At 71.8% G+C, this 22,882-nt stretch carries 20 protein-coding genes and 2 pseudogenes; 6 read left to right on the top strand and 16 right to left on the bottom strand.

Going from position 1 to position 22,882, the window contains the following annotated elements:
* The first annotated feature begins 131 nt into the window (after nucleotides 1-131).
* Nucleotides 132-962, top strand: a complete 831-nt coding sequence (locus OG303_RS48800; RefSeq protein WP_405876492.1) for a universal stress protein — start codon at nucleotides 132-134, stop codon at nucleotides 960-962.
* On the opposite strand, the gene OG303_RS48795 is transcribed toward OG303_RS48800, so the two are convergent.
* From OG303_RS48795 to OG303_RS48775, 5 genes are all read right to left on the bottom strand, one after another.
* Nucleotides 959-1,243 carry a hypothetical protein gene (locus tag OG303_RS48795; protein ID WP_405876491.1) on the bottom strand — a complete coding sequence of 95 codons (285 nt, stop codon included), beginning with the start codon at nucleotides 1,241-1,243 and terminating at the stop codon, nucleotides 959-961. The two genes, OG303_RS48800 and OG303_RS48795, sit on opposite strands and share 4 nt — an antisense overlap.
* Complete coding sequence (locus tag OG303_RS48790) at nucleotides 1,240-1,755, bottom strand: flavodoxin domain-containing protein (RefSeq protein WP_405876490.1); 516 nt, start codon at nucleotides 1,753-1,755, stop codon at nucleotides 1,240-1,242. The genes OG303_RS48795 and OG303_RS48790 overlap by 4 nt, the downstream gene beginning before the upstream one ends.
* A gap of 21 nt (nucleotides 1,756-1,776) precedes the next feature.
* On the bottom strand, nucleotides 1,777-2,508 hold the full coding sequence (locus tag OG303_RS48785; protein ID WP_405876489.1) for a CBS domain-containing protein: 732 nt from the start codon (nucleotides 2,506-2,508) through the stop codon (nucleotides 1,777-1,779).
* 13 nt (nucleotides 2,509-2,521) lie between these two features.
* The gene (locus OG303_RS48780) at nucleotides 2,522-5,212 is read right to left on the bottom strand and encodes a GNAT family N-acetyltransferase (protein ID WP_405876488.1); all 2,691 of its coding nucleotides are present in this window, start codon (nucleotides 5,210-5,212) and stop codon (nucleotides 2,522-2,524) included.
* 248 nt (nucleotides 5,213-5,460) lie between these two features.
* Entirely contained in the window at nucleotides 5,461-7,842 is a 2,382-nt protein-coding gene (locus OG303_RS48775) for a phosphoketolase (protein WP_405876487.1), read from the bottom strand.
* A 49-nt stretch (nucleotides 7,843-7,891) separates the two neighbouring features.
* Between OG303_RS48775 and OG303_RS48770 the strand changes: the two are divergent.
* Nucleotides 7,892-8,059, top strand: a pseudogene (locus tag OG303_RS48770) (polyphosphate kinase 2); the annotation flags it as partial.
* An 80-nt stretch (nucleotides 8,060-8,139) separates the two neighbouring features.
* Here OG303_RS48770 and OG303_RS48765 read toward each other — a convergent pair.
* The 3 genes from OG303_RS48765 to OG303_RS48755 are packed head-to-tail and all read right to left on the bottom strand — an operon-like array spanning nucleotide 8,140 to nucleotide 10,981.
* A complete protein-coding gene (locus OG303_RS48765; RefSeq protein ID WP_405876486.1) occupies nucleotides 8,140-9,021 on the bottom strand; it encodes a universal stress protein in 882 nt (293 codons plus the stop codon).
* A 5-nt stretch (nucleotides 9,022-9,026) separates the two neighbouring features.
* Nucleotides 9,027-10,049 (bottom strand): alcohol dehydrogenase AdhP, encoded by a 1,023-nt coding sequence (gene adhP, locus OG303_RS48760; protein ID WP_405876485.1) that lies wholly within the window; start codon nucleotides 10,047-10,049, stop codon nucleotides 9,027-9,029.
* 26 nt (nucleotides 10,050-10,075) lie between these two features.
* Complete coding sequence (locus OG303_RS48755) at nucleotides 10,076-10,981, bottom strand: universal stress protein (RefSeq protein WP_405876484.1); 906 nt, start codon at nucleotides 10,979-10,981, stop codon at nucleotides 10,076-10,078.
* A 123-nt stretch (nucleotides 10,982-11,104) separates the two neighbouring features.
* On the opposite strand from OG303_RS48755, the pseudogene OG303_RS48750 reads away from it, so the two are divergent.
* Nucleotides 11,105-11,371 (top strand): annotated as a pseudogene (locus OG303_RS48750) (STAS domain-containing protein); the annotation flags it as partial.
* Between the two features lie 12 nt (nucleotides 11,372-11,383).
* On the opposite strand, the gene OG303_RS48745 reads toward OG303_RS48750, so the two are convergent.
* Entirely contained in the window at nucleotides 11,384-11,605 is a 222-nt protein-coding gene (locus OG303_RS48745; protein ID WP_405876483.1) for a hypothetical protein, read from the bottom strand.
* Between the two features lie 223 nt (nucleotides 11,606-11,828).
* On the opposite strand from OG303_RS48745, the gene OG303_RS48740 reads away from it, so the two are divergent.
* The 3 genes from OG303_RS48740 (at nucleotide 11,829) to OG303_RS48730 (ending at nucleotide 14,062) form a co-directional block, all read left to right on the top strand.
* Nucleotides 11,829-12,293 carry a cyclic nucleotide-binding domain-containing protein gene (locus OG303_RS48740; RefSeq protein WP_405876482.1) on the top strand — a complete coding sequence of 155 codons (465 nt, stop codon included), beginning with the start codon at nucleotides 11,829-11,831 and terminating at the stop codon, nucleotides 12,291-12,293.
* Nucleotides 12,290-12,949, top strand: coding sequence for a CBS domain-containing protein (locus OG303_RS48735; protein ID WP_405876481.1), 660 nt, complete (start codon nucleotides 12,290-12,292; stop codon nucleotides 12,947-12,949). The genes OG303_RS48740 and OG303_RS48735 overlap by 4 nt, the downstream gene beginning before the upstream one ends.
* A gap of 411 nt (nucleotides 12,950-13,360) precedes the next feature.
* On the top strand, nucleotides 13,361-14,062 hold the full coding sequence (locus OG303_RS48730) for a response regulator (RefSeq protein ID WP_405876480.1): 702 nt from the start codon (nucleotides 13,361-13,363) through the stop codon (nucleotides 14,060-14,062).
* A gap of 75 nt (nucleotides 14,063-14,137) precedes the next feature.
* On the opposite strand, the gene OG303_RS48725 is transcribed toward OG303_RS48730, so the two are convergent.
* The 7 genes from OG303_RS48725 to OG303_RS48695 form a co-directional block, all read right to left on the bottom strand.
* Complete coding sequence (locus OG303_RS48725) at nucleotides 14,138-14,938, bottom strand: universal stress protein (RefSeq protein ID WP_405876479.1); 801 nt, start codon at nucleotides 14,936-14,938, stop codon at nucleotides 14,138-14,140.
* Nucleotides 14,939-15,066: 128 nt separating this feature from the next.
* A complete protein-coding gene (locus OG303_RS48720; protein WP_405876478.1) occupies nucleotides 15,067-17,436 on the bottom strand; it encodes a glycoside hydrolase family 65 protein in 2,370 nt (789 codons plus the stop codon).
* Nucleotides 17,433-18,206: an HAD family hydrolase gene (locus OG303_RS48715; protein ID WP_405876477.1), complete on the bottom strand. Its 774-nt coding sequence runs from the start codon at nucleotides 18,204-18,206 to the stop codon at nucleotides 17,433-17,435. Before OG303_RS48715 ends, OG303_RS48720 begins: the two co-directional genes overlap by 4 nt.
* Before the next feature lie 2 nt (nucleotides 18,207-18,208).
* Entirely contained in the window at nucleotides 18,209-19,084 is an 876-nt protein-coding gene (locus OG303_RS48710) for a universal stress protein (protein WP_405876476.1), read from the bottom strand.
* Nucleotides 19,085-19,331: 247 nt separating this feature from the next.
* Nucleotides 19,332-20,402 (bottom strand): zinc-dependent alcohol dehydrogenase family protein, encoded by a 1,071-nt coding sequence (locus tag OG303_RS48705; RefSeq protein WP_405876475.1) that lies wholly within the window; start codon nucleotides 20,400-20,402, stop codon nucleotides 19,332-19,334.
* 258 nt (nucleotides 20,403-20,660) lie between these two features.
* Entirely contained in the window at nucleotides 20,661-20,852 is a 192-nt protein-coding gene (locus OG303_RS48700; protein ID WP_405876474.1) for a hypothetical protein, read from the bottom strand.
* Between the two features lie 280 nt (nucleotides 20,853-21,132).
* Entirely contained in the window at nucleotides 21,133-22,860 is a 1,728-nt protein-coding gene (locus OG303_RS48695) for a GAF domain-containing protein (protein WP_405876473.1), read from the bottom strand.
* Nucleotides 22,861-22,882 lie beyond the last annotated feature (22 nt).

Raw genomic sequence — 22,882 nt, 5'->3', positions numbered from 1 at the left:
CTACCAGCGTCGTCCCGTGGCCTACCGGCAGGTATGGGCCGCCAGGTCACCAAGCTGGTCCGTTCGGCCCCTGCGCAGGCCGGGGGTATGGAGCCAACGTGGAAGGCCCACGGCCAGGAAGGCGGCACACCATGGAACGAATGATCATCGCCGGTGTCGACCGGTCGGCTCGCAGCCGTGCCGCGGCCGACTGGGCCACGCGTGAGGCGATGCTGCGTGCAGTGCCCCTGCGAGTGGTGCACGTGGTGTCGCCGGACGCCCCGGATCCGGTGCACCGCTGGCCGTACCGTGGCGAGGATGTGGCGGACCACGTGGTGGCGGAACTCGTCGACCGGCACCCGGCGTTGACGGTCCGGGGGAAGATCCTGGCCGGGACGCCGGGTCCGGTCCTGCGCACCGCGGGCGACGGCGCACAGCTGCTTGTGGTCGGCCTGCGCGGCGAGGGCGGGCACGCCGGAGTCACCGTGGGTTCGACCGCGGCGGCCCTGGCCACGGACTCCGCCGGGCCGGTGGTCCTGGTCCCCGGCACGCTCGCCGACAACGGTCCCCCGCGCCCCTCCGCCGGCGTGACCGTCGGTGTCGACGTCCGGACCCCGGCGGGCAGCGCGCTCGACTTCGCCTTCGAGGCGGCACGGCTGCGCGGCGCGCGGCTGCACGCGGTGTACGCCTGGGAGCTGCCCGCGCACGCCGCGGCCTCGCCCTTGCCCGTTCTGGAGGAGGACCGCGCCACCTGGGAGGACGACGAGGTGCAGTTGCTGTCCGACGCGCTGCGGCCGTGGCGCGCGAAGTACCCGGACGTCGACGTTCTCGAGGACGTCGTGCTGTTCACTCCGGTGGAGGCACTCGCCCACGCCTCGGAAGGCGCCGAACTGATGGTGGTCGGACGGCGTTCCGGCTCGGCCGCCACCGTCCGGGAGCTGCTGGAGCACTGCCGGTGCCCGGTCGCCGTCGTGCCGTCCTAGACCCGGTGGGGAGGGTCGGGCCGGCGGTTGGGTCGTTCGGGTCCGAACGGTCTCCGGTGGATGTGCCGGTGAGCGATCGCGCGTGCCATCAGCGTCTCGTCGGGCGTGCTCGGGGCGTGGGCGGCGAATCCCACGTGGGCCAGGTGCGCGGGGTTCCCGGGTTCCGGCAGAAGGTCAACGGCGGGCCGGAAGCCGAGGCGGCGTACGCCGATCCGCACGTTGAACAGGGCGGCACCGCAGGCGATCACGGTCTCCCTGCCGCCCGGGTCGGTAAGGATCATCCGTCGCCCGCCGTCCGTTCCTTCACCAGTTCGCCGGCGACACGTGCCGCCCACGCCTCGATCTCGGGGAAGTTCCGGAAGTCGCCGCCCTTTCCGTTGCGCACGATCATCCGGGCGATGCGCCCCTTGGCGCCCTCTTCCAGGCGGCCTCCGAAGGTGACGTGGCCCCTGGCGTCGAGCCGGGTCATGGCGCGGCGTACGCCGGGCACGGGCGGGATGTCCCGCTCCGACGCGGTGGCGTCGAGGGGGCCGCTGCTGAAGAACCACAGCGGGCGTTCGGCCAGTGCGCGGCGGTTGCGGCGCACGAAGCGGCGGGCGTCCTTGTGCCAGCGTCCGGCGTACAGTCCGCCGCCGACCACGACGGCGTCGTAGCGCGTCACGTCCGCGTCGGACCCGGCCGAGATGGTCTCGGCCATGAGGCCTTCCTTGCGCAGGACCTCGGCCACGGCCTCGGCGATCTGCGCGGTCGATCCATTGGTCGTCCCGTAGGCGACCAGCACGTTGATGGGCATGGCGGTCCGCCTCCTTTCAGCTCACAGCCGGCGCAGCCAGTCGTCGGCGACACCATGGAGTGCCTGCTCGTCGGGCCGGATGCGCGCGTCGTCCAGCCGGTACGTGAGCTTGTCGACGACGGCGACCACCCCGTCGATCTGACGGGTCATCGAGGCGGCGATCTCCGTCTCGCTCTTGCGTTCCATGTGGCCGGAGAGGGTGACCACGCCCTCCACCACGGAGACGTCGACGCTGCGGGGCGCCAGCCACAGTGCGCGCACCAGCACCTCTTCGACGATTTCCCTGCGCATCTCCTCGTCGGGCCGCAGGAAGACACTCAGCAGGTCACGGCGGGTGACGATGCCGACGAGCCGGTTCTCCTCGTCGAGGACGGGCAGCCGCTCGACGTGGTGCTGGGCCATGGTCCGGGCGGCCTCGACGATGCTGTTGTCTGCGTGCACCGTGACGGGCGGCTCGGTCATCAGCTGGCCGGCGGTGCGGGCCCGGGTCTTCACGGCCCGCGTCCTGGCGTCGCGGCTGAGAACGGCGAGACGGTGGTGCTTCTTCGGCTCGTACGGGTCCGGCGTCTCGGCCTGCCGGATCATGAGGTCCGTCTCGGAGATGACGCCGATGACCTTCTCGTCCTCGTCGACCACCGGCAGTCCGCTGATACGGTGCTCGCCGAGCAGTCGCGCCACCTCCTTGAACGGGGTGCCGTACTCGGCACGGACGACCTCGGTGGTCATCACGGAGCCGACCTTGTTGTGCTTCATGGCTGTTCCCTTCTCAGCGGAGTCGGCGCAGGTAGGGGTCCTGGGGCATGCGGGGCAGCAGGCGCACACGCGCATCGAGCACACGGACTCCGCTCGGTGTCGCGAGAACCGGGTTGAAGTCGGCCTCGGCCAGCTGCGGCAGGTCGCTCGCCATCCGGGACAGCCGCAGCAGCAGTTGTTCCAGGCCTTCGAGGTCGACCGGCCGCGCGCCGTTCGCGCCGAACAGCAGCGGGGCGCAGCGCGGGGCCGTGATCAGGTCGTGCACGTCGTGGTCGGTGAGCGGGGCGAGGCGGGCCGCGTGGTCGGCGAGCACCTCGGTCGCGGTCCCGCCGAGTCCGAACAGGACCAGCGGCCCGAACACCTCGTCCTGGACGACGCCCGCGAACAGTTCGGTGCCGCGGTCGGCGAGCGGCTGCAGCAGCACGCCCGTCAACAGGCCGGCGAAGCGCGTCTCCAGGTCCCGGAAGGCGGCCCGCACCTGGGAGTCGCCGCGCAGGTCGAGGTGGACGGCGTGCTCCGCGGTCTTGTGCAGCAGGCCCGGCCAGTGGCCCTTCATGACCACCCGGCCGTCGGCGCCGCGCAGCCCGTCGGCCGCGAGGACGGCGTCGTCCTCGGTCTCGGCCCAGGCCCACGGCGACTGGGGAATGCCGTAGCAGTCCAGGAGTTCGGCACACGCGCGCGGGTCGAGCCAGCCGCCGTCCGGGTGGGCGTCGAGGTAGGTCTCCACGACGGCGTGAGCGCGCGCCGTTTCGACGCCTTCGAGGTCGGGGACGGTCCCGGCGGGCCGTGCCAGCCAGGCCGCGCGACGGGCAGCGTGGGCCAGGGCCCGCGCCGCCGCCTGGGGTTCGGCGTAGGACGGGACGGTGCCGCCGTCGGCGGGCAACAGCTCGATGGGCAGGGCCTGTTCGAGCCGTATGGCCGCGATCGGTTTGGTCCGCCGGGCCGGGGCGCGGGTGAGGGCACGGACGAGATCGTCGCCGGTCGCCTCGGCGACCGCCGTGGGGACGAGGGCGACCAGCACGGCGTCGACGCCGTTGTGCCGCATGATCCGGTCCACGCAGCCGGTGAGTTGTTCCTCGGTGACGGCGGCGGTCGCGTCGACGGGGTTGCCGACGGCGGCGCCGTCGGGCAGTACGGCGAGCAGGTCGTCGATCAGTTCCGGGGTGGGCGGCGGCAGGCTCAGCCCGGCCTCGGCGCAGGCGTCGGCGGCGAGTACGCCCGCTCCGCCCGCGTTGGTGACGATCGCGACGCGGGAGCCGGCGGGCAGCGGCTGGGCGTGCAACAGAGAGGCCGTTTCCAGGAGTTCGCCGACCGACCGGGTGGCGGTGATGCCGGCCTGCGTGAACAGCGCGCCTCGGGTCATGGTGCGCGTGGCGGCGGCCGCGGTGTGCGAGGCGGCCGCGCGTCGGCCGGCATCGGTGCGGCCGGCGTCGACGGTGAGCACCGGCATGCGGCGGGTGACGCGCCGGGCGGTGCGGGAGAACGCACGCGGATTACCGAAGGACTCCAGGTGCAGCAGGGCGAGGTCGGTGTGGCCGTCGCTCTCCCACCACTGGAGCATGTCGTTGCCGCTGACGTCGAACTTGTCGCCGAGGGACGCGAACGAGGAGACGCCGATGCCGAGCCGGGACAGCCCGTCGAGCAGGGCGATTCCGACTCCGCCGGACTGGACGGCGACGCCCGCAGTGCCAGGGCGCGGATGGCCGGCGGCGAAGGTGGCGTCGAGGCGCAGTGCCGGGTCGGTGTTGATGACGCCCAGGCAGTTGGGGCCGACGAGCCGCATCCCGTAGCTGCGGCAGGCTGCCATCAGCGCCCGGGCCCGATCGGCGTCCACTCCGGCGGTGACGACGAGGAGAGCGCGTACGCCTGCCTTGCCGCACTCCTCGGCAGTGTCCGGGACCGCGCCGGCGGGCACGGCCAGGACCGCGAGGTCCGGCGTCCTGGGCAGGGCGTCCACCGACGGGTGGGACGGCACACCGAGAATCGCCGTGGCCGCGGGGTTGACCGCGAACAGGCGCCCGGCGAAGCCACCCGTGTGCAGGTGGTGCAGGATCGCCCGGCCCACGGAGCCCGGTTTGCGCCCGGCGCCGACGACGGCGACCACCTTGGGTCGCAGCAGCGGCACAAGGCTCGCCACGTCGGCTGCCCGGCCGCGTTCCTCCACGGCCGTGAAGTAGGTGTCGCTCGTGTCGAGGGCGATGGTGCAGCGCACCTCGGGTCCCTCGAATCGGCGGGCAGTGCGCAGGCCGAGGTCCGCGAAGAGCCGCAGCACCTCGCGGTTCTCGCTGAGCGCGTCGGCCGTGAAGGCAGTGACGCCTTCGGCGCGGGCGGCGGAGACGAGGTGCTCGATGAGAAGCGTGCCGACTCCGCGGTGGTGCAGTCCGTCGGCGACCGCGATCGAGATCTCGGCCGTGGTTCCGGCCCCGCCGGTGTCGTACTCGGCGAGGCCGATGATCCCGTTCGTCGCCTCGGCCAGCAGGGCCCGGTAGCCGGGGTGCGGCGCGGCGCAGGCCCGGTCGGCAGCCAGGGCGGCGGACCGCCGGCTCGACGAGAAGAACCGCAGGCGCAGGTTCTCCGCGGACATCTCCTCGTAGAGCCCCTGCACCTGCTCGTGGTCGGCCTTTGTCACCGGGCGGATGCACACGGTCGTGCCGTCCGCGAGCAGGGCGTGGGTCATGGGCCGGGTGAGCGCGTCGTCCGTCATCACGGATCTCCTCCAGGTCTCTCGACACTTCGAGCGTCCAACGGAACGGACGGCGGCCACAGGGGCTGACCGGGCGTTGCCGGTGGGCCGGTCGGCCCTCAAGTCCGGGACGGCAGCGCCCGTGAAAGGGGCGCGGGGCTGCATCGATGTGCGGCTCCGCCACGTGGTCGCTATCAGCCCCGCCGAAGCCCGCGGCCGACAGACGACCTGTCGCGGCACTGCCCGTCGCGGCATCCCCGGCGGAGCGCTCAGGCGTTCCAGGTCCAGTCCGCGACCTCGGGCAGGTCGGTGCCGTACTCGCGGATCCAGGCCTGGTGGCGGGTGCGGGCGTCGGCCATCGTCTGGCGTACGGCGGCGGCGCGCACGGCGAGCCCCGGGACGCGGTCGATGACGTCCATGACCAGCCGGTAGCGGTCCAGGTCGTTGCGGACGACCATGTCGAACGGTGTGGTCGTGGTGCCGGATTCTTTGTAGCCGCGCACGTGCAGGTTCTTGTGGCCCGTGCGCCGGTAGGCGAGGCGGTGGATCAGCCACGGGTAGCCGTGGTAGGCGAAGATCACCGGCTTGTCCTGGGTGAACAGCCCGTCGTACTCGAAGTCGCTCATGCCGTGCGGGTGTTCCTCGCGCGGCATCAGCCGGGCCATGTCGACGACGTTCACCACGCGGACCGCGAGTTCGGGCAGGTGCCGGCGCAGCAGCTGGGCGGCGGCCAGCACCTCCAGGGTGGGCACGTCGCCGGCGCAGGCCAGGACGACGTCCGGATCCCCGCCGTTCTCCGTGCCGGCCCACTCCCAGATGCCGGCACCACGGGCGCAGTGGGCGCGGGCCTGGTCCATGGAGAGCCAGTCGAAGCAGGGCTGCTTGCCGGCCACGATCACGTTGACGTAGTCGCGGCTGCGCAGCGCGTGGTCCGCGACCGACAGCAGCGTGTTGGCGTCCGGCGGCAGGTAGACCCGTACGACCTCGGGGCTCTTGTTGAGGACGTGGTCGACGAAGCCGGGGTCCTGGTGGGAGAAGCCGTTGTGGTCCTGGCGCCACACGTGCGAGGTGAGCAGGTAGTTGAGGGAGGCGATGGGGGCACGCCACGGCAACTGCCTCGATGTCTTCAGCCACTTGATGTGCTGGTTGACCATCGAGTCGACGATGTGCACGAAGGCCTCGTAGCAGGAGAACAATCCGTGCCGTCCGGTCAGCAGATAGCCCTCCAGCCAGCCCTGGCAGGTGTGTTCGGAGAGGATCTCCATCACCCGGCCGTGTCGGTCCAGGTGCTCGTCCACCGGAAGGTGCTCGGCCTGCCAGGCCTTGCCGCTGGCGTCGAAGACCGCCTGGAGGCGGTTGGAGGCGGTCTCGTCGGGCCCCACGACCCGGAAGTCGCGGCCGGCCGAGGTGTCGTGCATGACCTGTTCCAGGAGGTCGCCGAGGATCCGGGTGGGCTCGTGGAGGGTGGTACCCGGCTTGTCCACCGGCACGGCGAACCGGTCGAGGGAGGGGACCGGCAGGTCGCGCACGAGCAGGCCGCCGTTGGCGTGCGGGGTCGCGCCCAGGCGTAGGGCCCCGTCGGGGACGCAGGCGAGGACGTCGGTGACGGGCCGGCCGTCGGCGTCGAACAGTTCCTCGGGACGGTACGAGCGCAGCCATGCCTCCAACTGCCGTAGGTGCTCGGGGTTTTCGCGTACGCCTGCCAGGGGGACCTGGTGGGCGCGCCAGGTGCCCTCGACCGGGACACCGTCGACCTCGGCGGGGCCGGTCCAGCCCTTCGGGGTGCGCAGGACGATCACGGGCCAGTGCGAGCGCTCGGCGACGCCGTCCTCGCGGGCGGACTGCTGCAGCGCGGCGATGCGGTCCAGTGCGTCGTCCATCGCGAGTGCCATCGCCCGGTGGACGGTGACCGGGTCGTCGCCGGTGACGTGAATCGGGGAGTGGCCGTATCCGCGCAGCAGCTCGTCGAGTTCGGCCTCGGGGATCCGGGACAGCACGGTCGGGTTGGCGATCTTGTAGCCGTTCAGGTGCAGGATCGGCAGGACGGCTCCGTCGTGCACCGGGTCGAGGAACTTGTTGGAGTGCCAGGAGGCGGCCAGCGGCCCGGTCTCCGCCTCGCCGTCGCCGATCACGCAGGCGACCAGCAGGTTCGGATTGTCGAGGGCCGCACCGTAGGCGTGCGACAGCGAGTACCCCAGTTCGCCGCCCTCGTGGATCGATCCGGGCGTCTCCGGTGCCACATGGCTGGGCACACCACCGGGGAAGGAGAACTGGTGGAACAGCCGTTCCATGCCCGCCGCGTCCCGGCCGACGTTCGGGTACGTCTCGCTGTAGGTGCCCTCCAGCCAGGAGTTGGCGAGTACGGAGGGGCCGCCGTGGCCGGGTCCCCACACGCACAGCGCGTCCAGCCCGCGCGCCTTGATCACGCGGTTGAGGTGGGTGTACACGAGGTTCAGGCCGGGCGAGGTGCCCCAGTGGCCGAGCAGTCGCGGCTTGATGTGCTCAGGCCGGAGGGTCTCGCGCAGCAGCGGGTTGGCCATCAGGTAGATCTGTCCGGCGGCCAGGTAGTTGGCGGCCCTCCAGTGGGCGTCCAGGGTGCGCAGCTCGTCGTCGGAGAGTGCGGTGGCGTCCAGGTGTTCGACCTTGGGCATGAGGGACTCCGGAAGTCATCGACGTGGGTCAACGGGCGGTGGAGAGGGCCTGGCCGGCAAAAACGCGGCGACACTGCCGCGCAAGACGTACGAGATGGAACTGCTGCGCCTGCAGACCGAGTTGGCGAAACTGCAGGAGTGGGTGCGCGCGGAGGGCGCCCGGGTGGGCGTCGTGTTCGAGGGGCGGGACGCGGCGGGCGAGGGCGGCACCGTCAAGCCGCCGTCGACGGGCTACGAGCGCCCGCCGCGCGATCTGCAGACCTACGTCTCCGATCACGCGGCGGGCCTGTAAGCACGTCACGGCGCCGACTCCCGCTCCGGTACGACGGCCACCGGGCAGGCGGAGTGGTGCAGCACCGCGTGAGCGACGCGGCCGAGTTGGAGCCCGAAGTGCCCGCCGCGGCGCTTGGCGCCGACGACCAGGAGGTCGGCCTGGGACGAGGCGTCCACCAGCACCCGGCGGGCATGGCCCTCGACGATACGGCGCTGCACCTCGACGTCGCCCGGGACGTCCTGCAACGCGCCCTCCAACGCCTCCACAGCCCGCTCCTTGTGCAGCCGAGCGGGCTCGCCGGCCATCAACGGGTGATCGGTGCTCTCGTGCGCGGGGCACCGCCAGGCCCGTACCGCCTCCAGAGGCACTCCGCGGCGTCGCGCCTCCTCGACCGCGAAACGCACGGCCGGGGACTCCTTCCCGTCCTCGCCGACGCCCACGACGACGCGACCGCGCCTCCCGGGCGTCGCCCGGTTGTCGTGGCTGCCGCGCAGCACGATCACCGGGCACTCGGCGTAGGCGGCCACGGACAGGCTGACGGAGCCCAGCAGCAGCTCGGTGAGACCGCTGCGGCCGCGGGAGCCCATCACCAGCGCGGAGGCGTAACGCCCCTCCCGCACCAGGGCGTACTCGGGCTCCTCCGGCAGCACCTCGGCGGTGATTTTCAGGTCCGGATGGCGCCGGCGCGCCCTCCCGGCCGCGCTGTCGACGATGTCGTCGGCCAGCACCTCCTCGGACGGCCTCCCGAGATCCTCGGCGAGCGCGGTGCCCTCGTAGCGCTCCCACAGCGAGGCGTACACCACCCGCAGCGGCACCCCGCGCAGCGCGGCCTCGTCGGCCGCCCAGTCGACGGCACGCAGGCTCGGCTCGGAGCCGTCCGTGCCCACGACCATGGGCTGTTCCATCGTCGTCACCCTTCCGCTGCGAAGTCGAACACGATGCGGGCCTTGACCTGGCCGCGCAGCACCTCGTCGATGGACTCGTTGACGGCGGTGAGCGGACGGGTCTCGTGAATGACCCTGGTGCGGCCGGCCGCGTGCAGTTGGAACACCTCGGCGAGGTCCTGCCGGGTGCCCACGATGGAGCCGATCACCGAGGTGCCGTTCAGGACGGTGTCGAAAATCGGGACCTGGATCGTGCCGTGGGCCGGCAATGCCACCATGACGAGCTTGCCGCCGCGCCGCAACCCGGAGTTGACCGCGCTGAACGCGGCCTCGTTCACCGCCAGGGCGATTGCCGCGTGGGCGCCACCGTGCTGCTTGAGCACCTGGCCGACGTCCTGCTTGCGGGCATCGATGACGATGTCGGCGCCGAGTTCCGCGGCGAGTTCGAGCTTCTCGTCGGTGACGTCGATCGCCGCGACGGTCGCTCCGGCGATCTTGGCGTACTGCACCGCCAGATGGCCCAGTCCGCCGATGCCGGAGATCGCGACGAGCTGGGCGGGCTTGACGCCTGCGACCTTCAGTGCCTTGTACGTGGTGACGCCGGCGCAGGTCAGCGGGGCGGCGTCGACGGCGCTGACACCCTCGGGCACCGGCTGGGCGAAGTCGGCCCAGGCCAGCATCTTCTCGGCGTACCCGCCGTCGCAGCCGTATCCGGTGTTGATCTGCTGCTCGCACAGCGTCTCCCAGCCGGACAGGCAGTGCTCGCACCGCCCACAGGCCCGGCCGAGCCACGGCACGGCGACCCGCTGCCCGACGCTCAGGTGGGTGACGCCGTCGCCGACCTTCTCGACGAGGCCGACCCCTTCGTGGCCGGGCACGAACGGGGGGTTCGGCTTGACGGGCCAGTCGCCGTGGGCGGCGTGGATGTCGGTGTGACACAGGCCGGAGGCCTCGAGGCGGATCCTGACCTGGCCGGGGCCGGGCTCGGGATCGGGGCGCTCCTCGATGACCAGGGGCTCACCGAAGGCTCGTACGACCGCTGCCTTCATTGGTTCAACTCCTTCAGGGACGGGCGTCAGTTGTGGGCGACGACCGCAACGGGGGCGGTGGCGTGGTGCAGTACGGCGTGTGTGACGGGGCCGATGTGGGCGCCGAGCGGGCTGCGGCGGATGCGCCGGCCGACGACGACCAGACTGGCCTCTCGCGAGGCGTCGACCAGGTGGTTGGCCCCGCTTCCGGCGCGGGACTCCTCCACGACCTCGACGTCCGGGTACTTCTGGCGCCAAGGACGCACGACCGCGGCCAGGGCCGCGGACTGCTGACGGACGATCTCGTCATGGAACTCCGGGTCGACGGACAGGCCGTAGGTGTAGTAGGGCGGCAGGTTCCAGCCGTGGACGACCCGCAGGACCGCGGAGCGCCGGATGGCCGCGTCGAACGCGAACTCGATCACCGAGTCGTCCGGGCCGTCGGGATCCAGGCCGAGCACGACGGGCCGGTACGGGGCGGCCGCCGACGGGATGCCCACCGGGTCCACCTGGTGCTCGTCCGCGGCCTGCTCACCGGCGCGGACCAGGACCACTGGGCGCTCGGCGTGGGCCACGACGGCCAGGCCTACGGAGCCGACCATGAACCCACCGATGCCGCTGAAGCCGCGGGAGCCGAGGGCGAGCAGTTCGGCGTCCTCGGCCGCCTTGACCAGGACGTCGGCAGGCCGGCCGCTCGACCGGTCCATGGTCACCTCGACGCCGGGATGACGCAGGCGGATGCCCTCGAGGGTTTCGCGGGGAATGCGTTCGCTCCAGTGCTGCTGGGTCTCGGCGCCAAGCAGCGGAGCCTGGGCCATGGGGTCCGGCACGGGCTCCCACACGTGGACGATCTTCAACGGCAGACCGCACAGCTTCGCCTCGCGAGCCGCCCACTCCGCCGCGGCGCGGCTTTCGGACGAGCCGTCCAGCCCTGCGACAACGGTGCGCACCATGGTTCTGCCTCCTCATCGGGGATGTGTCTCCAGAGTCGGCGCCACAGGGGTCGATGCTGCAGGGGCCGCAGGTCCCCGACGGGGTGCCGACCGGCCCAACGAGGTGGTGGGCGGGGTCCGTCCGCCGCCGTCTACGAACAGATGGGCACGGTCCACTGGTTCGTCCTCAACACCGAGGCGAACGTAGAGGTGGATATCACCGCCCTGGACGCGGTCGACGACCTGCGCCGCGAACTCGACCGCCGCGGGATCGTGTTCGCCCTCGCCCGGGTGAAGCAGGACCTCCTGGACGACCTGGAGGCGTACGGGCTCGCCGAGGCAGTGGGCAGGGAGCTGATCTTTCCCACCCTGCCGACCGCCATGGCCGCGTACCCGGCCGTGGTGCCGTAAGGGCCGGCCGTCTCAGCGCCCCACGGGGGTGCGCACGACAGGCCGCTCCGGCCGGCGCGGCGCCCCGGCCGTCCCGGCCGTCCCGGTGCCCGACGTCCGCCGCGCGGCCCGGCGCTGCCGTGACCGCAAGTACAGCGCGTCGAGCGCTGCACTGAGCACGAAGGTGACGGCCATGGTGATCACCAAGAGAACGGCCAACTGCCGCCAGAACTCGGGAGTCAGGCTCGTACCCATGGTTTTCCACCCCTTTCTGCTCTGGGTTTCTGCTCTGGGTTTCTGCTCTGCCCAGTGGCTCTCACCACCATCGAACCGCAGGCCGGCGGGTGGCACAGGGTGCCACCGGGGTGGAGCAGGCCGCCGGGTGGCCCGTTCTTGGGGTCGGGTGGCCCATGGCCTGTTCCGGGCCTCACGCACACGCTGGAACTGGTAGGTCCGTACGCCTTACTGGAGGCACGCCATGAACGCTCCCGCAACCACGAGCATGCCGCGGGCGCTGCCTGCCGAGCACCGGCAGCAGCTGATGCGCATCGCCCGGGAAGTGTCGTTCCCCCAGAGCACCCGGCTCTTCGAGGAAGGCGGTCACGCCGACCGGTTCTGGATCATCCGCACCGGCACCGTCGACCTCGACATGCGCGTGCCCGGCCGCCGGGCCGCCGTCATCGAGTCCCTCGGACACAACGAACTCATCGGCTGGTCCTGGCTGTTCACCCCGCACACCTGGCACCTCGGCGCAGAGGCGGCTACGCCGCTGCGGACGTACGAGTTCGACGCCACCGCCGTGCGGGACCTGTGCCGGGAGGATCCCGAGTTCGGCCGGAGCGTCGCCCGATGGGTGGGCGAGGTCGTGGCCCACCGCCTGCAGGCGGCCCGCATCCGACTGCTGGACCTGTACGCCCCTTACGGCAGCGGGAGCCTGCAGTGAACGCGTCCCCGCACATCGTGAGTGACGTGATGACCCGCACCGTCGCCGTCGTCCGCCGCGGGGCCGCATTCAAGGACATCGTGCGGACCATGCAGGACCGGAAGGTCAGCGCGGTGCCCGTCGTGGACACCGGGAACCAGGTCGTGGGCATCGTCTCCGAGGCGGATCTGCTGCCCAAGGAGGAGTTCCGCGACAGCGATCCCGACCGGTACACGCAGTTGCGGCGGCTGTCCGACCTCGCCAAGGCCGGCTCGGTCACCGCCGGTGAGCTGATGACCTCCCCCGCCCTCACCGTCCGCGCGGACGCCACACTCGCGCAGGCCGCGCGAACCATGGCGCGGGCCCGGGTCAAGCGTCTGCCCGTCGTCGACGAGACGGGGTGCCTGGAGGGCATCGTCAGCCGGGCGGACCTGCTCAAGGTGTTCCTGCGGGATGACGAGGAGATCGCCGAGGAGGTCCGGCGGGAAGTTGTGTCGTACCTTTTCCCCGCACCTTCGTCCGCGGTACGGGTCGAGGTCCGGGACGGCGTCGTGACGCTCGGCGGCCGGGTCCGCGACACCTCCCTCGTGCCCGTCGCCGCGCGCCTGGTCCGGGCGGTCGAGGGGGTCGTGGACGTGGAGTTCGCACTTGACGGACCGGACGCGACCACAGCCTGAGACGCGCAACCGCCTGCTCGACGGCCTGCGCCCCGACGACCCCGACGAACAACCGCCCCTACCGTCGCGGCCGTCCAGGCGGCCAGCACGATCCACGCCTGCACCACGTCGCTGTGCCTCCGCAGCGGATTGCTCCGCCAGCGCCAGCCCAGGACCTTCGCGCGTCTGGCCTTCCGCATCGGTCACACCCCCTTACGGGCGCAATGAGGACGGACAAACTGAGAAAAGTCTCACCACGACGTCGCCCATGGGAGGGGCAACCGGCCCTGAGCGGGCAGGTACCGGTCAGGGCGCGCCGCGGACAGGAGTGGGTCCGGTCGGCCCTAGTGCGTCCGGCCCCGGCGAGTGATGCTCGTCGTGGCGCACGGTCCGCAGTCCGTGCGCCACACCTCCGGGGAACAAGGGGTCGACATGACCGAGGTACACACGTTCACGGCGCAGGACCCGATCCGCGTCTTCCTCCTCGACGACCATGAAGTCGTCCGACGGGGCATCGCCGACCTGCTGGAGACAGAGCCGGACATCTCCGTCGTCGGCGACGCCGAGAACGTCGAGCACGCGCTCGTCCGGGCTCCGGCGGTGCGACCCCACGTGGCCGTCCTGGACGTACGCCTGCCGGACGGGGACGGCATCTCCGTCTGCCGCGAGCTGCGCAGCCGTATGCCGGAACTTGCCGTGCTGATGCTGACGTCGTTCGACGACGAGGAGGCACTGCTCGACGCGATCATGGCCGGGGCCTCGGGCTACGTACTCAAGCAGATCAAGGGTTCGGACCTGGTCTCGGCGGTACGCACGGTCGCCTCGGGCCAGTCCATGCTGGACCCCGCGACGACGGCCCGCTTGATGCGGTCCCTGCGCGCCGAGCCCACCGAGGAGCCGGCTCTCGCCCCCGAACTGGCGGGCCTGTCCCCGCGCGAGCGGGAGATCCTCGCGCTGATCGGCGGCGGACTCACCAACCGCGAGATCGGCAAACGGCTCTACCTGTCGGAGAAGACCGTCAAGAACCACATCTCGCGGCTGCTGGCCAAGCTCGGCGTCCAGCGCCGCGTGCAGGCCGCCGTTCTCGCCACGCACCTGGAACAGTCCGAACCGGGAGACCGTCCCGCGCGGTGATTCACGACGTTCGGCGGCCCGGCGGTGTGTACCGCCGGGTCTGTTTCGCGGCCACCGCCGCCACGACCTCAGCGGTCACCGCTTCCCGGAGGGGACCAGAGCGACAGAGCAGTGTGCGTGCCGCACGATCGCACGGCCGTCCGGGGCCGACAGCGCGGCCGCCGTGCCGCGCCACCGCCGCACTCCCGCCACGACGAGCTGGGCACCGACGCTGGCCTCGGCGAGGGCGCGGTGACGGCGGCCCCGGGCCGCCCGAGGGCGCACGGTGACCTCCGGGTACTTCTCACACAGGCCGAACAGGGAGCCGGCGGACGAACGCCGGTCATGGCGGTGGTGCAGGACCACCAGATCCACGCCGCGCTCGGAGGCCTCGGCGAAGGCGAATCCGGCCGCTTCCCGGGCCGCCGTCGACACGTCCGCCAGTACGACAGGACCGGTTTGGTTCTGCCTGCCACGCACGACCAGCACCGGGCAGGACCCGTGGGCGGTCAGATGGCCGGCGATCGAGCCGTGCAGCAGACCGCGCAACCCGCTCACGTGATGGCTCCCCACCACCGCGAGCGACGCGGCACGCGCCTCGGAGTCCAGCACCGACACCGGTTCGCCCATGAGGACTTCCCGTGTGACGGCCAGCTGCGGCGCCACCTTGCGGGCCCGGAATTCGGCATCGGTCAACACCTCGTTCACCCGGTCCCGCAACCCTGCGCCGTCCGGATCCCAAGGCGCCACACCGGGCGGCACCGGACCCGAGGACCACGCCAGGGCATGCACCAACTCCAGGCCCACCCCTCGCCGTTCTGCCTCCCGCGCGGCAGTTTCCACAGCCGCCAGACTCGACGGCGAGCCGTCAACTCCCACCACAACCGGACCGTTCATGGCAGCCCTCCCTTCAGGTGGTCCCAGCCTTCTCCCGCCGGTCCCCTGCCGCACTGGGCCGTACGGTCCCCGAGGGCCCACCGACCGGCCCTTCGGCATGCCCAGCCGGGCTCGGCCGCAGTTCACCGTCAGCCTCCGAGCGTCAGTCGCCCCGTCTCGCCCGGCTGCAGGCAGACCGCCCGGTCCGGCAGTCGTACGTCGATCGGTGAGCCGTCCGAGGAGGGCACCGCGATCTCCAGCAGACCGCGCTCCAGCCTGAGTTGCACTCCCCAGTGCCCCTGGTAGCGCAGGGTGAACCCGTACGAGGACAGTTCCGGCAGCGGCACGGGGTCGAGCCACAACGCCCCACCCCTTGTCTCCAGGCCGGTCAGCCCACGCTGGACGAGGTCGAGCGTGCCGGCCATGGCGCCCAGATGGATTCCCTCGCCGGTGGTGCCGCCTTGCACATCCGCGATGTCACCCCGGAGGGCCTCCTGGCAGAACGTCCACGCCTCCGCGCGCCGGTCACGGGCCAGGACCCAGCCGTGGACGAGGCCGCTGAGCGTGGAGCCGTGGCTGGTGCGCTGCAGGTAGTGGTCGACGGTGCGCCGCCAGGTGTCCTCGTCGAGCCGCAGCCCCAACCGCCGGAACACGCCTTGCAGTTCGGCCGGTGCGAAGAGGTATCCCAGCATCAGTACGTCGGCCTGCTTGGAGGCCCGGTAACGGTTGACGGTGTCGCCCTCCGCCTCCAGGATCCGGTCGAGGCGCCTGATGTCGCCGTACCGCGCGCGGTAGCCGTCCCAGTCGAGTTCGGCGAGGTCGCCGTAGCCCTCGAACTGGCTGATGACGTCGTCGTGGAAGGGTACGTGGAGGGTGCGCGAGACGGCCTCCCACTGTTCGAGTTCACCGCCGTCCAGCCCTGCGCGCTCGACGAGTTCGCGCCGCCGGGGCTCGGGAAGGGAGCCCACCAACTCCAGCGTGCGGGTCAGTACCCAGGCAGCCGTGACATTCGTGTACGCGTTGTCGTCGAGGCCGGGCTCCTGCGCGCCGGGGTATGCGTCGTGATACTCGTCGGGGCCGACCACGCCCTTGATGCGATGCCGTCCGAGGGCCGCGTCGTAGACGGCCGAGTCCGCCCAGAAGCGGGCGATCTGCAGCAGCATCTCGGCGCCCTTGGTGTGCCGGAACTCGGTGTCGCCGCTCGCCTCGCAGTACTGCCACACGTTGTACGCGATGGCCGAGCCGACGTGGTGCTGGAGCCGGGAGTTGTCGGGCAGCCAGCGTCCCGAGCGCGGGTTCAGGTGCAGTCGCTGGGTCTCCTCGCGCCCGTCGCTCCCGCTCTGCCAGGGATACAGCGCACCGCGGCGGCCCATCTCCCGGGCGGCGGTACAGGCCTGTTCGAGTCGCCGGTGACGGTAGCGGAGCAGAGCGCGCGAGACCTCCGGGAAGTGCAGGTTGAGATAGGGCAGGACGAACAGCTCGTCCCAGAAGACGTGACCACGGTAGGCCTCGCCGTGCAGTCCCCGGGCGGGCACTCCGACGTCGAGGTCGGCGGTGTGCGGCGAGAGCGTCTGCAGGACGTGGAAGAGGTGCAGCCGCAGGATGGGGCCGGCCTCTCCGGCGACATCGAGGTCCGCGCGGCGCCAGAGCTGGTCCCAGGCCGTGAGGTGGGACTCGACCAGTTCGTCGAAGCCCGGGGCCCGGGTCACTCGATCGATTGCGGCGTACAGCGGGTCGCTGATCGCCGGGTCGCGCGAGGTGTGCAGGGCGACGGTCTTGTCGACAGTCGCGGTGCGGCCGTCGGCCAGGTCCAGGCGCAACGACTGTACGGCGCGCGGGACTTCGTGGCGGACCGTGACGGTTGCGTCGGCGCTCAGGCGGGCCGCCATACCGATCCGGATGTCCGACGTCCGGGTACGGCAGCGCAGCCACACGGTGTCCGGAGCGGCCGTGCCCGTGTGCACATGGGTGAGGTGGCGGCCGTCCAGATCTCGGTAGCGCGACACACCGCCGTTGGTGACGCCGCCGTCGAGTGCCGCCTCGACCTCGAGCCCGCCGGAGAAGCCCTCTGCCGTGAACTCGGTTCGAAGCGCGGCCAGATGAGCGTCGGCCATGTGCAGGAGACGCTGCTGACGGATCGTCAGCAGCCGTCCCTCGTCGAGGTCGTAGCGCGTACGTCGCTCCAGCAGCCCGGCGGACAGGTGCAGGGTCATGCGGTGCTCGAGCACGGTCACGGTGTCGGGGGTGACCCACGACTGCCCGGGAAGGCGGAAGCGCAGCGGCAGCCAGTTCGGCACGTTGACCATGTCCTCGTTCTCGACCTGGTGGCCCGCCACGCCGGAGGTGAGCCGGTTGTAGCAGCCGGCCACATACGCCCCCGGGTAATGCACCTCGTCCGCGGCGCACTCGGGCAACGCCCCTCGTGTGGCGAAGTAGCCGTTGCCCAGCGTGCACAGCGACTCTCTCAGGCGTTCGTCGGCGGGCTCGTAGCCCTCGTACTCCCAGGTCCAGCCCGTCACTTCGACGCTCCTTGGGCGACCAGTTCTCCGAGGTCGGATACGACGATGTCGGCTCCATGCTGCAGCAGTCCCTCCCCCATGTCCGGACCGGCCGCGCGGTCCACGCCGATCACCAGGGCGAATCCGCCGCGACGTCCCGCCTCCACTCCCGCCAGGGCGTCCTCGACGACCGCGGCGCGACCGGCGGGGACGCCGAGGCGGCGGACGGCCTCAAGGAAGAGGTCGGGCCGCGGCTTGCCCGGCAGGCCCAGGCGGGCCGCCTCACCGCCGTCCACGAGGACGTCGAACAGGTCGAGTACCCCCGCGTGGGCAAGCAGTTCGCCCGCGTGGCGGGACGCGGAAGCCGCCGCCCGTGGTATCCCGGCCCGGCGCAGGGCACGCACCAGCCGGACCGTTCCGGGGTACGCGTCGACCCCCTGCGCACGCAGCCGCTCGGTGAACAGGCGTTCCTTGTCCGCCGCCACGGCGCTCACCGTCTCGGCCGACGCGTCGAGGCCGCGTGAGTGCAGGAAGGCCGCGGCGCCGTCCAGGCGGGACTTGCCGTCGACGTATCGCAGATAGTCGTCCCGTACGTCGAACGGGCGGCGCCGGCCGGGGTCCTGGGGCGGGCCGGCCCGCAGGAAGGCGTCGAACGCCTCCTTCCACGCCGCCGCGTGTACCCGGGCCGAGTCGGTGATCACTCCGTCGGTGTCGAAGACGACGGCGCGCACGTCCCGCAGCACCGGTGCGAGCGTGTTGCGGGACGTGTCGGGGGTTGGAGGTCGATGCACGGTCACGCCTGTTGCGGCACGATCGCCACCGGGCAGTCGGAGTGGTGCAGCAGCGTGTGCGCCACCCGGCCGAGCTGGAGGCCGACGTGACCGGTCCGGCGCTGTGCTCCGACGATCAGCAGGTCGGCGGCGGCCGACCGGGCAAGCAGCACCTTGCGCGCCGGTCCTTCGACCGTGCTGTGACGCACCCGGACCCCCGGATGGTCCGCGACCGCCTCCTCCACCAGGGTGTCGAGCAGGGCGGCCGCCCGCTCCTCGTGGCGATGCGCCGGGTCCTCGGCCAGCTTGGGGTGGTCGGCGCCTTCGTGCGCGGGGCAGCGCCAGGCGCGCACGACGTCCAGCGTGCATCCGCGTGCCTCGGCCTCGCGGAAGGCGAACCGCACCGCCTCACCGCCGGTCGCCGGCTCGCCCGCACCCAGCACGATCCGCTCGTGAGTGGCCTCCAGGCCGGCCTTGTCGCCGCGTACCACGACCACGGGCCCGTGCGCACGGGCCGCGACAGCCAGTCCGACGGAGCCGAGGAGCAGACCCGTCAGTTCGCCTCGGCCGCGTGAACCCGTCACCAGCACGGAGGCGTTGCGGCCTTCACGGAGCAGGGCGGACGCCGCTTCCTCGGCGATCACCTCGGCGGTGACCTTCCCTTCCGGGTTGCGCAGCCGGGCGCGCTCCGCGGCGGAGGCGACCACATGCTCTGCCATCACCCGCTCAGAGGGGCGTTCGAGGCTGTCGGACGGAACGGCACGCTCGTAGCGTTCCCATTTCGAGGCGTACACCAGCCGCAAGGGCAGACCGTGCCGGGCCGCCTCGTCCACGGCCCAGTCGACTGCCGCGAGGCTCCCGTCCGATCCGTCGACGCCCACGACCAGGGGCAGCTCCATCTTCCCCACCGCCTTTCGTCGGTCTGTACGGGAGCCCCGCACAGGGCTCCACCTTCACCGTCGCACCCGCGGCCGGGCGGCAGCAGGGGTGACTCGGCCCCGGCCGGGGACGTTCGGCCCATGGCGCCGTGGCACCGGGGAAACCCGGCATTCGGCAGGCGCGACACAGGACCGTGCGCAGGGGGACCGGCGATCGCTCGGCCGGCCGACGCGCGTCAGCGACGCAAGGATGTGTCTCGCCCTCCGGTCAGGCCGCGTGCACGGCGACGACCTCGCGCTGCGGTCCGCCGAGGACGACCTTGAGCGCGCCGGTGTCGGCCGCGTGAGCGAAGACCTCGTACGCCTCCTCCATGCGGTCGAGGGGGAAAGTGTGGGTGATCAGTTGCGAGGTCGGCAGCCGCCCGGCAGCCGCCATCCGCAGCAGGGTGGGCGTGGAGTGGGTGTCGACCAGCCCCGTGGTGATGGTCACGTTCTTGATCCACAGGTCTTCCAGGTGCAGGGTCGCGGGCTTGCCGTGCACTCCGACGTTGGCCACGTGCCCACCGGGCCGCACCATGCGCGTGCACAGTTCGAAGCTCTCCGGCACACCGACCGCCTCGATGACCACGTCGGCACCAAGTCCCTCAGTGAGGTCGGCGACCAGTTGCTCGGGGGCCTCGTGGGCGTCGGCCACGGCGTCGGCGCCGAGCTTGCCGGCTGCATCCAGGCGGGCGGCCGCCAGATCCACGGCGATGATGCGCTCGGGCGAGAACAGCCGGGCCGTGGCGATCGCGGCCAGGCCGATGGGCCCGGCCCCTACGACGGCGACGGTGTCTCCGGGACGTACGTGCCCGTTGAGCACCCCCACCTCGTAGGCCGTCGGGAAGATGTCGGCCAGCAGCACGGCGTCTTCGTTGTCCACCGCACTGGGCAACGGATGGACGGAGAGGTCGGCGTACGGGACGCGCACGTACTCGGCCTGCGTGCCGTCGATGAGGTGGCCGAGGACCCAGCCCCCGCCGCCTCGGCACTGGCCGTACGTGGCCTCACGGCAGAAACGGCACCGCCCGCAGGCACTGATGCAGGAGACCAGGACCCGGTCTCCGGGCCGAACGGTGCGCACGTCGCTGCCGACCTCGACGATCTCGCCGACCGCCTCGTGCCCCAGTACTGTGCCGGGCCGTACCTCGGGTACGTCGCCCTTGAGGATGTGCAGGTCCGTTCCGCAGATGGTGACGACGCCGACCCGCACGATCGCGTCGGTGGGTTCCTGGATGCCGGGGTCGGAGACCTCTTCCCAGGCGGCCTGCCCTGGGCCGTGGAACACGTAGCCTTTCATGTCGCGCCTCACCCTCCTCATCGCCTACGGGGTCTGACCTGGTGAGCCGCCCTCGGCCCGCAAGAACGAACGAGCATCCGACACGCCACCGGGATTGCCCCGCACATCCAGCTTGTCCTGGGTCCGCGGGATCCGCATGGGCCGGTCGGCCCCGTCGGGTGACCGACCGGCGCCTTCCCCGGGTGGGGATGGGCGAGCACAGGCCGACCGGCCCCGGATCCCACTCGGTCGGCCCCTGTCCCACCTCGCTGCCCCGGGTCACCTTCGGAGGGTGGCGAGGACAAGGAGGGCCGAGGAGGGCGGACCGATGAGCGGCAGCAGTGGACCGGCGTAGTGGGCCAGCGCCTGAGCCACCCGTCCCTCCGCGAGCAGGGAAGCGACCTCGCCGAAGTCGGAGCGCACCGGGCGCAGCAGCGCGGTCGGCGTCGAGGCGTACCCCCGACGCCGCACAGCGCCGCCATGACTCGGCCACCAGGCTGCGCACACCCTGACGTGCTTCGGGCGAGGCCGCGAATCACTCGTGTGCGGTGCGCAGCGCGTATGTCGAGGCGGCGGTGGAAGCGTCCATGGCACGCCCGCATGCCGTCCTCCTGGTCCCGTCCCACCAGCCTCACCCAGGCACCGGGTCCGGCTGCAGAGGCCGAACGGCCCCTGTGGCACGGCCTCCTGGGCTTCAGACAGGACAGCAGGAGGGGAAGACGGGCCCCGCTCCGGGGAGGTGCTTCGCCTCCTATTTCGGTGACACCGGTACGTGCCACACGAGCACGGTGCCGCCTTCGGACGGGCTGCCGAGCTCGAGTGCTCCACCCAGTTGCCGCGCCCGTTCAGCCATGTTGTTCAGGCCGCTGCGGCGCCCCCCGGGCGGTATGCCCACGCCATTGTCGGAGACGGTCAGCCGGACCTCCCTGCCGTCGGTCACCATGACCACGTCGGCGCGACCGGCCCGGGCGTGGCGGGCGATGTTGGTCAGGGCCTCGGAGAGGACGGCGACGACGTGGTCGGCGATGTCCCGCGGCACGTCGGTGTCCAGCAGGCCTTCCATCCGCACGCTGGGCGCGAAGCCCAGTACCGGCGCCGCCTCGCCGACCACCCGCACCACACGCGCCCGCAGTCCGGTTCCGGCGGCGCCCTCGCGCGCACGCAGGCCGAAGATCGTGGTCCTGATGATCTTGATGGTCTCGTCCAGGTCGTCGACGGCCCGCACGACGCGCTCGGCGGCCTCCTCGTGCTCGATGAAGCGGCCGGCGCTCTGCAGCGTCATACCGGTGGCGAACAGCCGCTGGATCGCCAGGTCGTGCAGGTCGCGGGCGATCCGGTCGCGGTCCTTGAGCACCGCGACCTGCTCGGCGTCCTGGCGGCGGTCGGCCAGTTCCATCGCGATGGCGGCCTGCGCGGCGAAGGCCTGCAAGGTCTCGGTCTCCGTCGCCGAGAACGCCTGCCCACCGGCTTCTCTCGCCAGCAGTACCACGCCTCGTACACCCGCCTCGGCCGTGCCGATGGGCACGGCCACGGTGGGTCCGAGTCCCCCGAAGCGCGGCGGCTCCAGGGAGATCCGTTCGTCGTGGGCGACGTCCGCGCTGGTGACCGGGGTGGCGCCGGAGAAGGCCAGCCCCATCAGGCTCCGGTCCATGGACAGTACGAGCCCCCGGTGCGCCTCGGCGTCCATGCCGACGGCGATCTCCACGGCGAGTGAACCGGTGTCCTCCATGGGCAGCGCGACCGCCGCCAGGGCTGCCCCGGTGATCTCGCCGGCCCGCTCCGCGATCAGGCCGAGGACCTCGGTGTGCGCACGGCCGGACATCAGGCTGTGGGTGATCTCCGCATTGGCCTGCAGCCAGCGCTCGCGCAGCCGCGAGTCCTCGTACAGGCGGGCGTTGTCGATCGCGACACCGGCCGCCACGGCCAGGGTTGCCAGCACCGACTCGTCCTCCTCGTCGAACTGCAGCCCGCCCCGCTTCTCGGTCAGGTACAGATTGCCGAACACCTGGTCGCGCACTCGGATGGGGACACCGAGAAAGGTGTTCATCGGCGGGTGGTGGGGCGGAAAGCCGTACGAGGAGGGGTGTTCGGAGAGTTTTACCAGCCTCAGGGGCTCGGGGTGGTTGATCAGTTCCCCGAGGATGCCGTGTCCCTCCGGGAAGGGGCCGATCCGGTCGATCTGGTCCTGGCTGACTCCGATGGTGTGGAAGGCCGACAGCCGCTTGCCGTCGGGGCCGATCACACCGAGGGCCGCATACTCCGCGTCCACCAGGGTGGCCGCGGCCTCCACGATGCTGTACAACGCCTGTTCCAGGTTCAGATCCCGGCCGACCGAGAGCACCGCCTCCAGGAGGCTGTGCACCCGGTCGCGCGTGCTTCGGGCCGCGTCCAGACGCGCCTGCAGTTCTTCCAGCAGCTCGTCCAACCTCAGCTGCGGCAGCCGGACTCGGGCTTCCCAGGGCTGCTCAGGGCTTCCCACCGGTGATCCTCCAGGTCCCCCG

Origin of the sequence: Streptomyces sp. NBC_00005 (genome assembly GCF_045160215.1) — a bacterium.
Taxonomy (GTDB): Bacteria; Actinomycetota; Actinomycetes; order Streptomycetales; family Streptomycetaceae; genus Streptomyces.
Note: the sequence above shows the minus strand (reverse complement) of the source record. Positions and strands in the feature narration are given on the sequence as shown.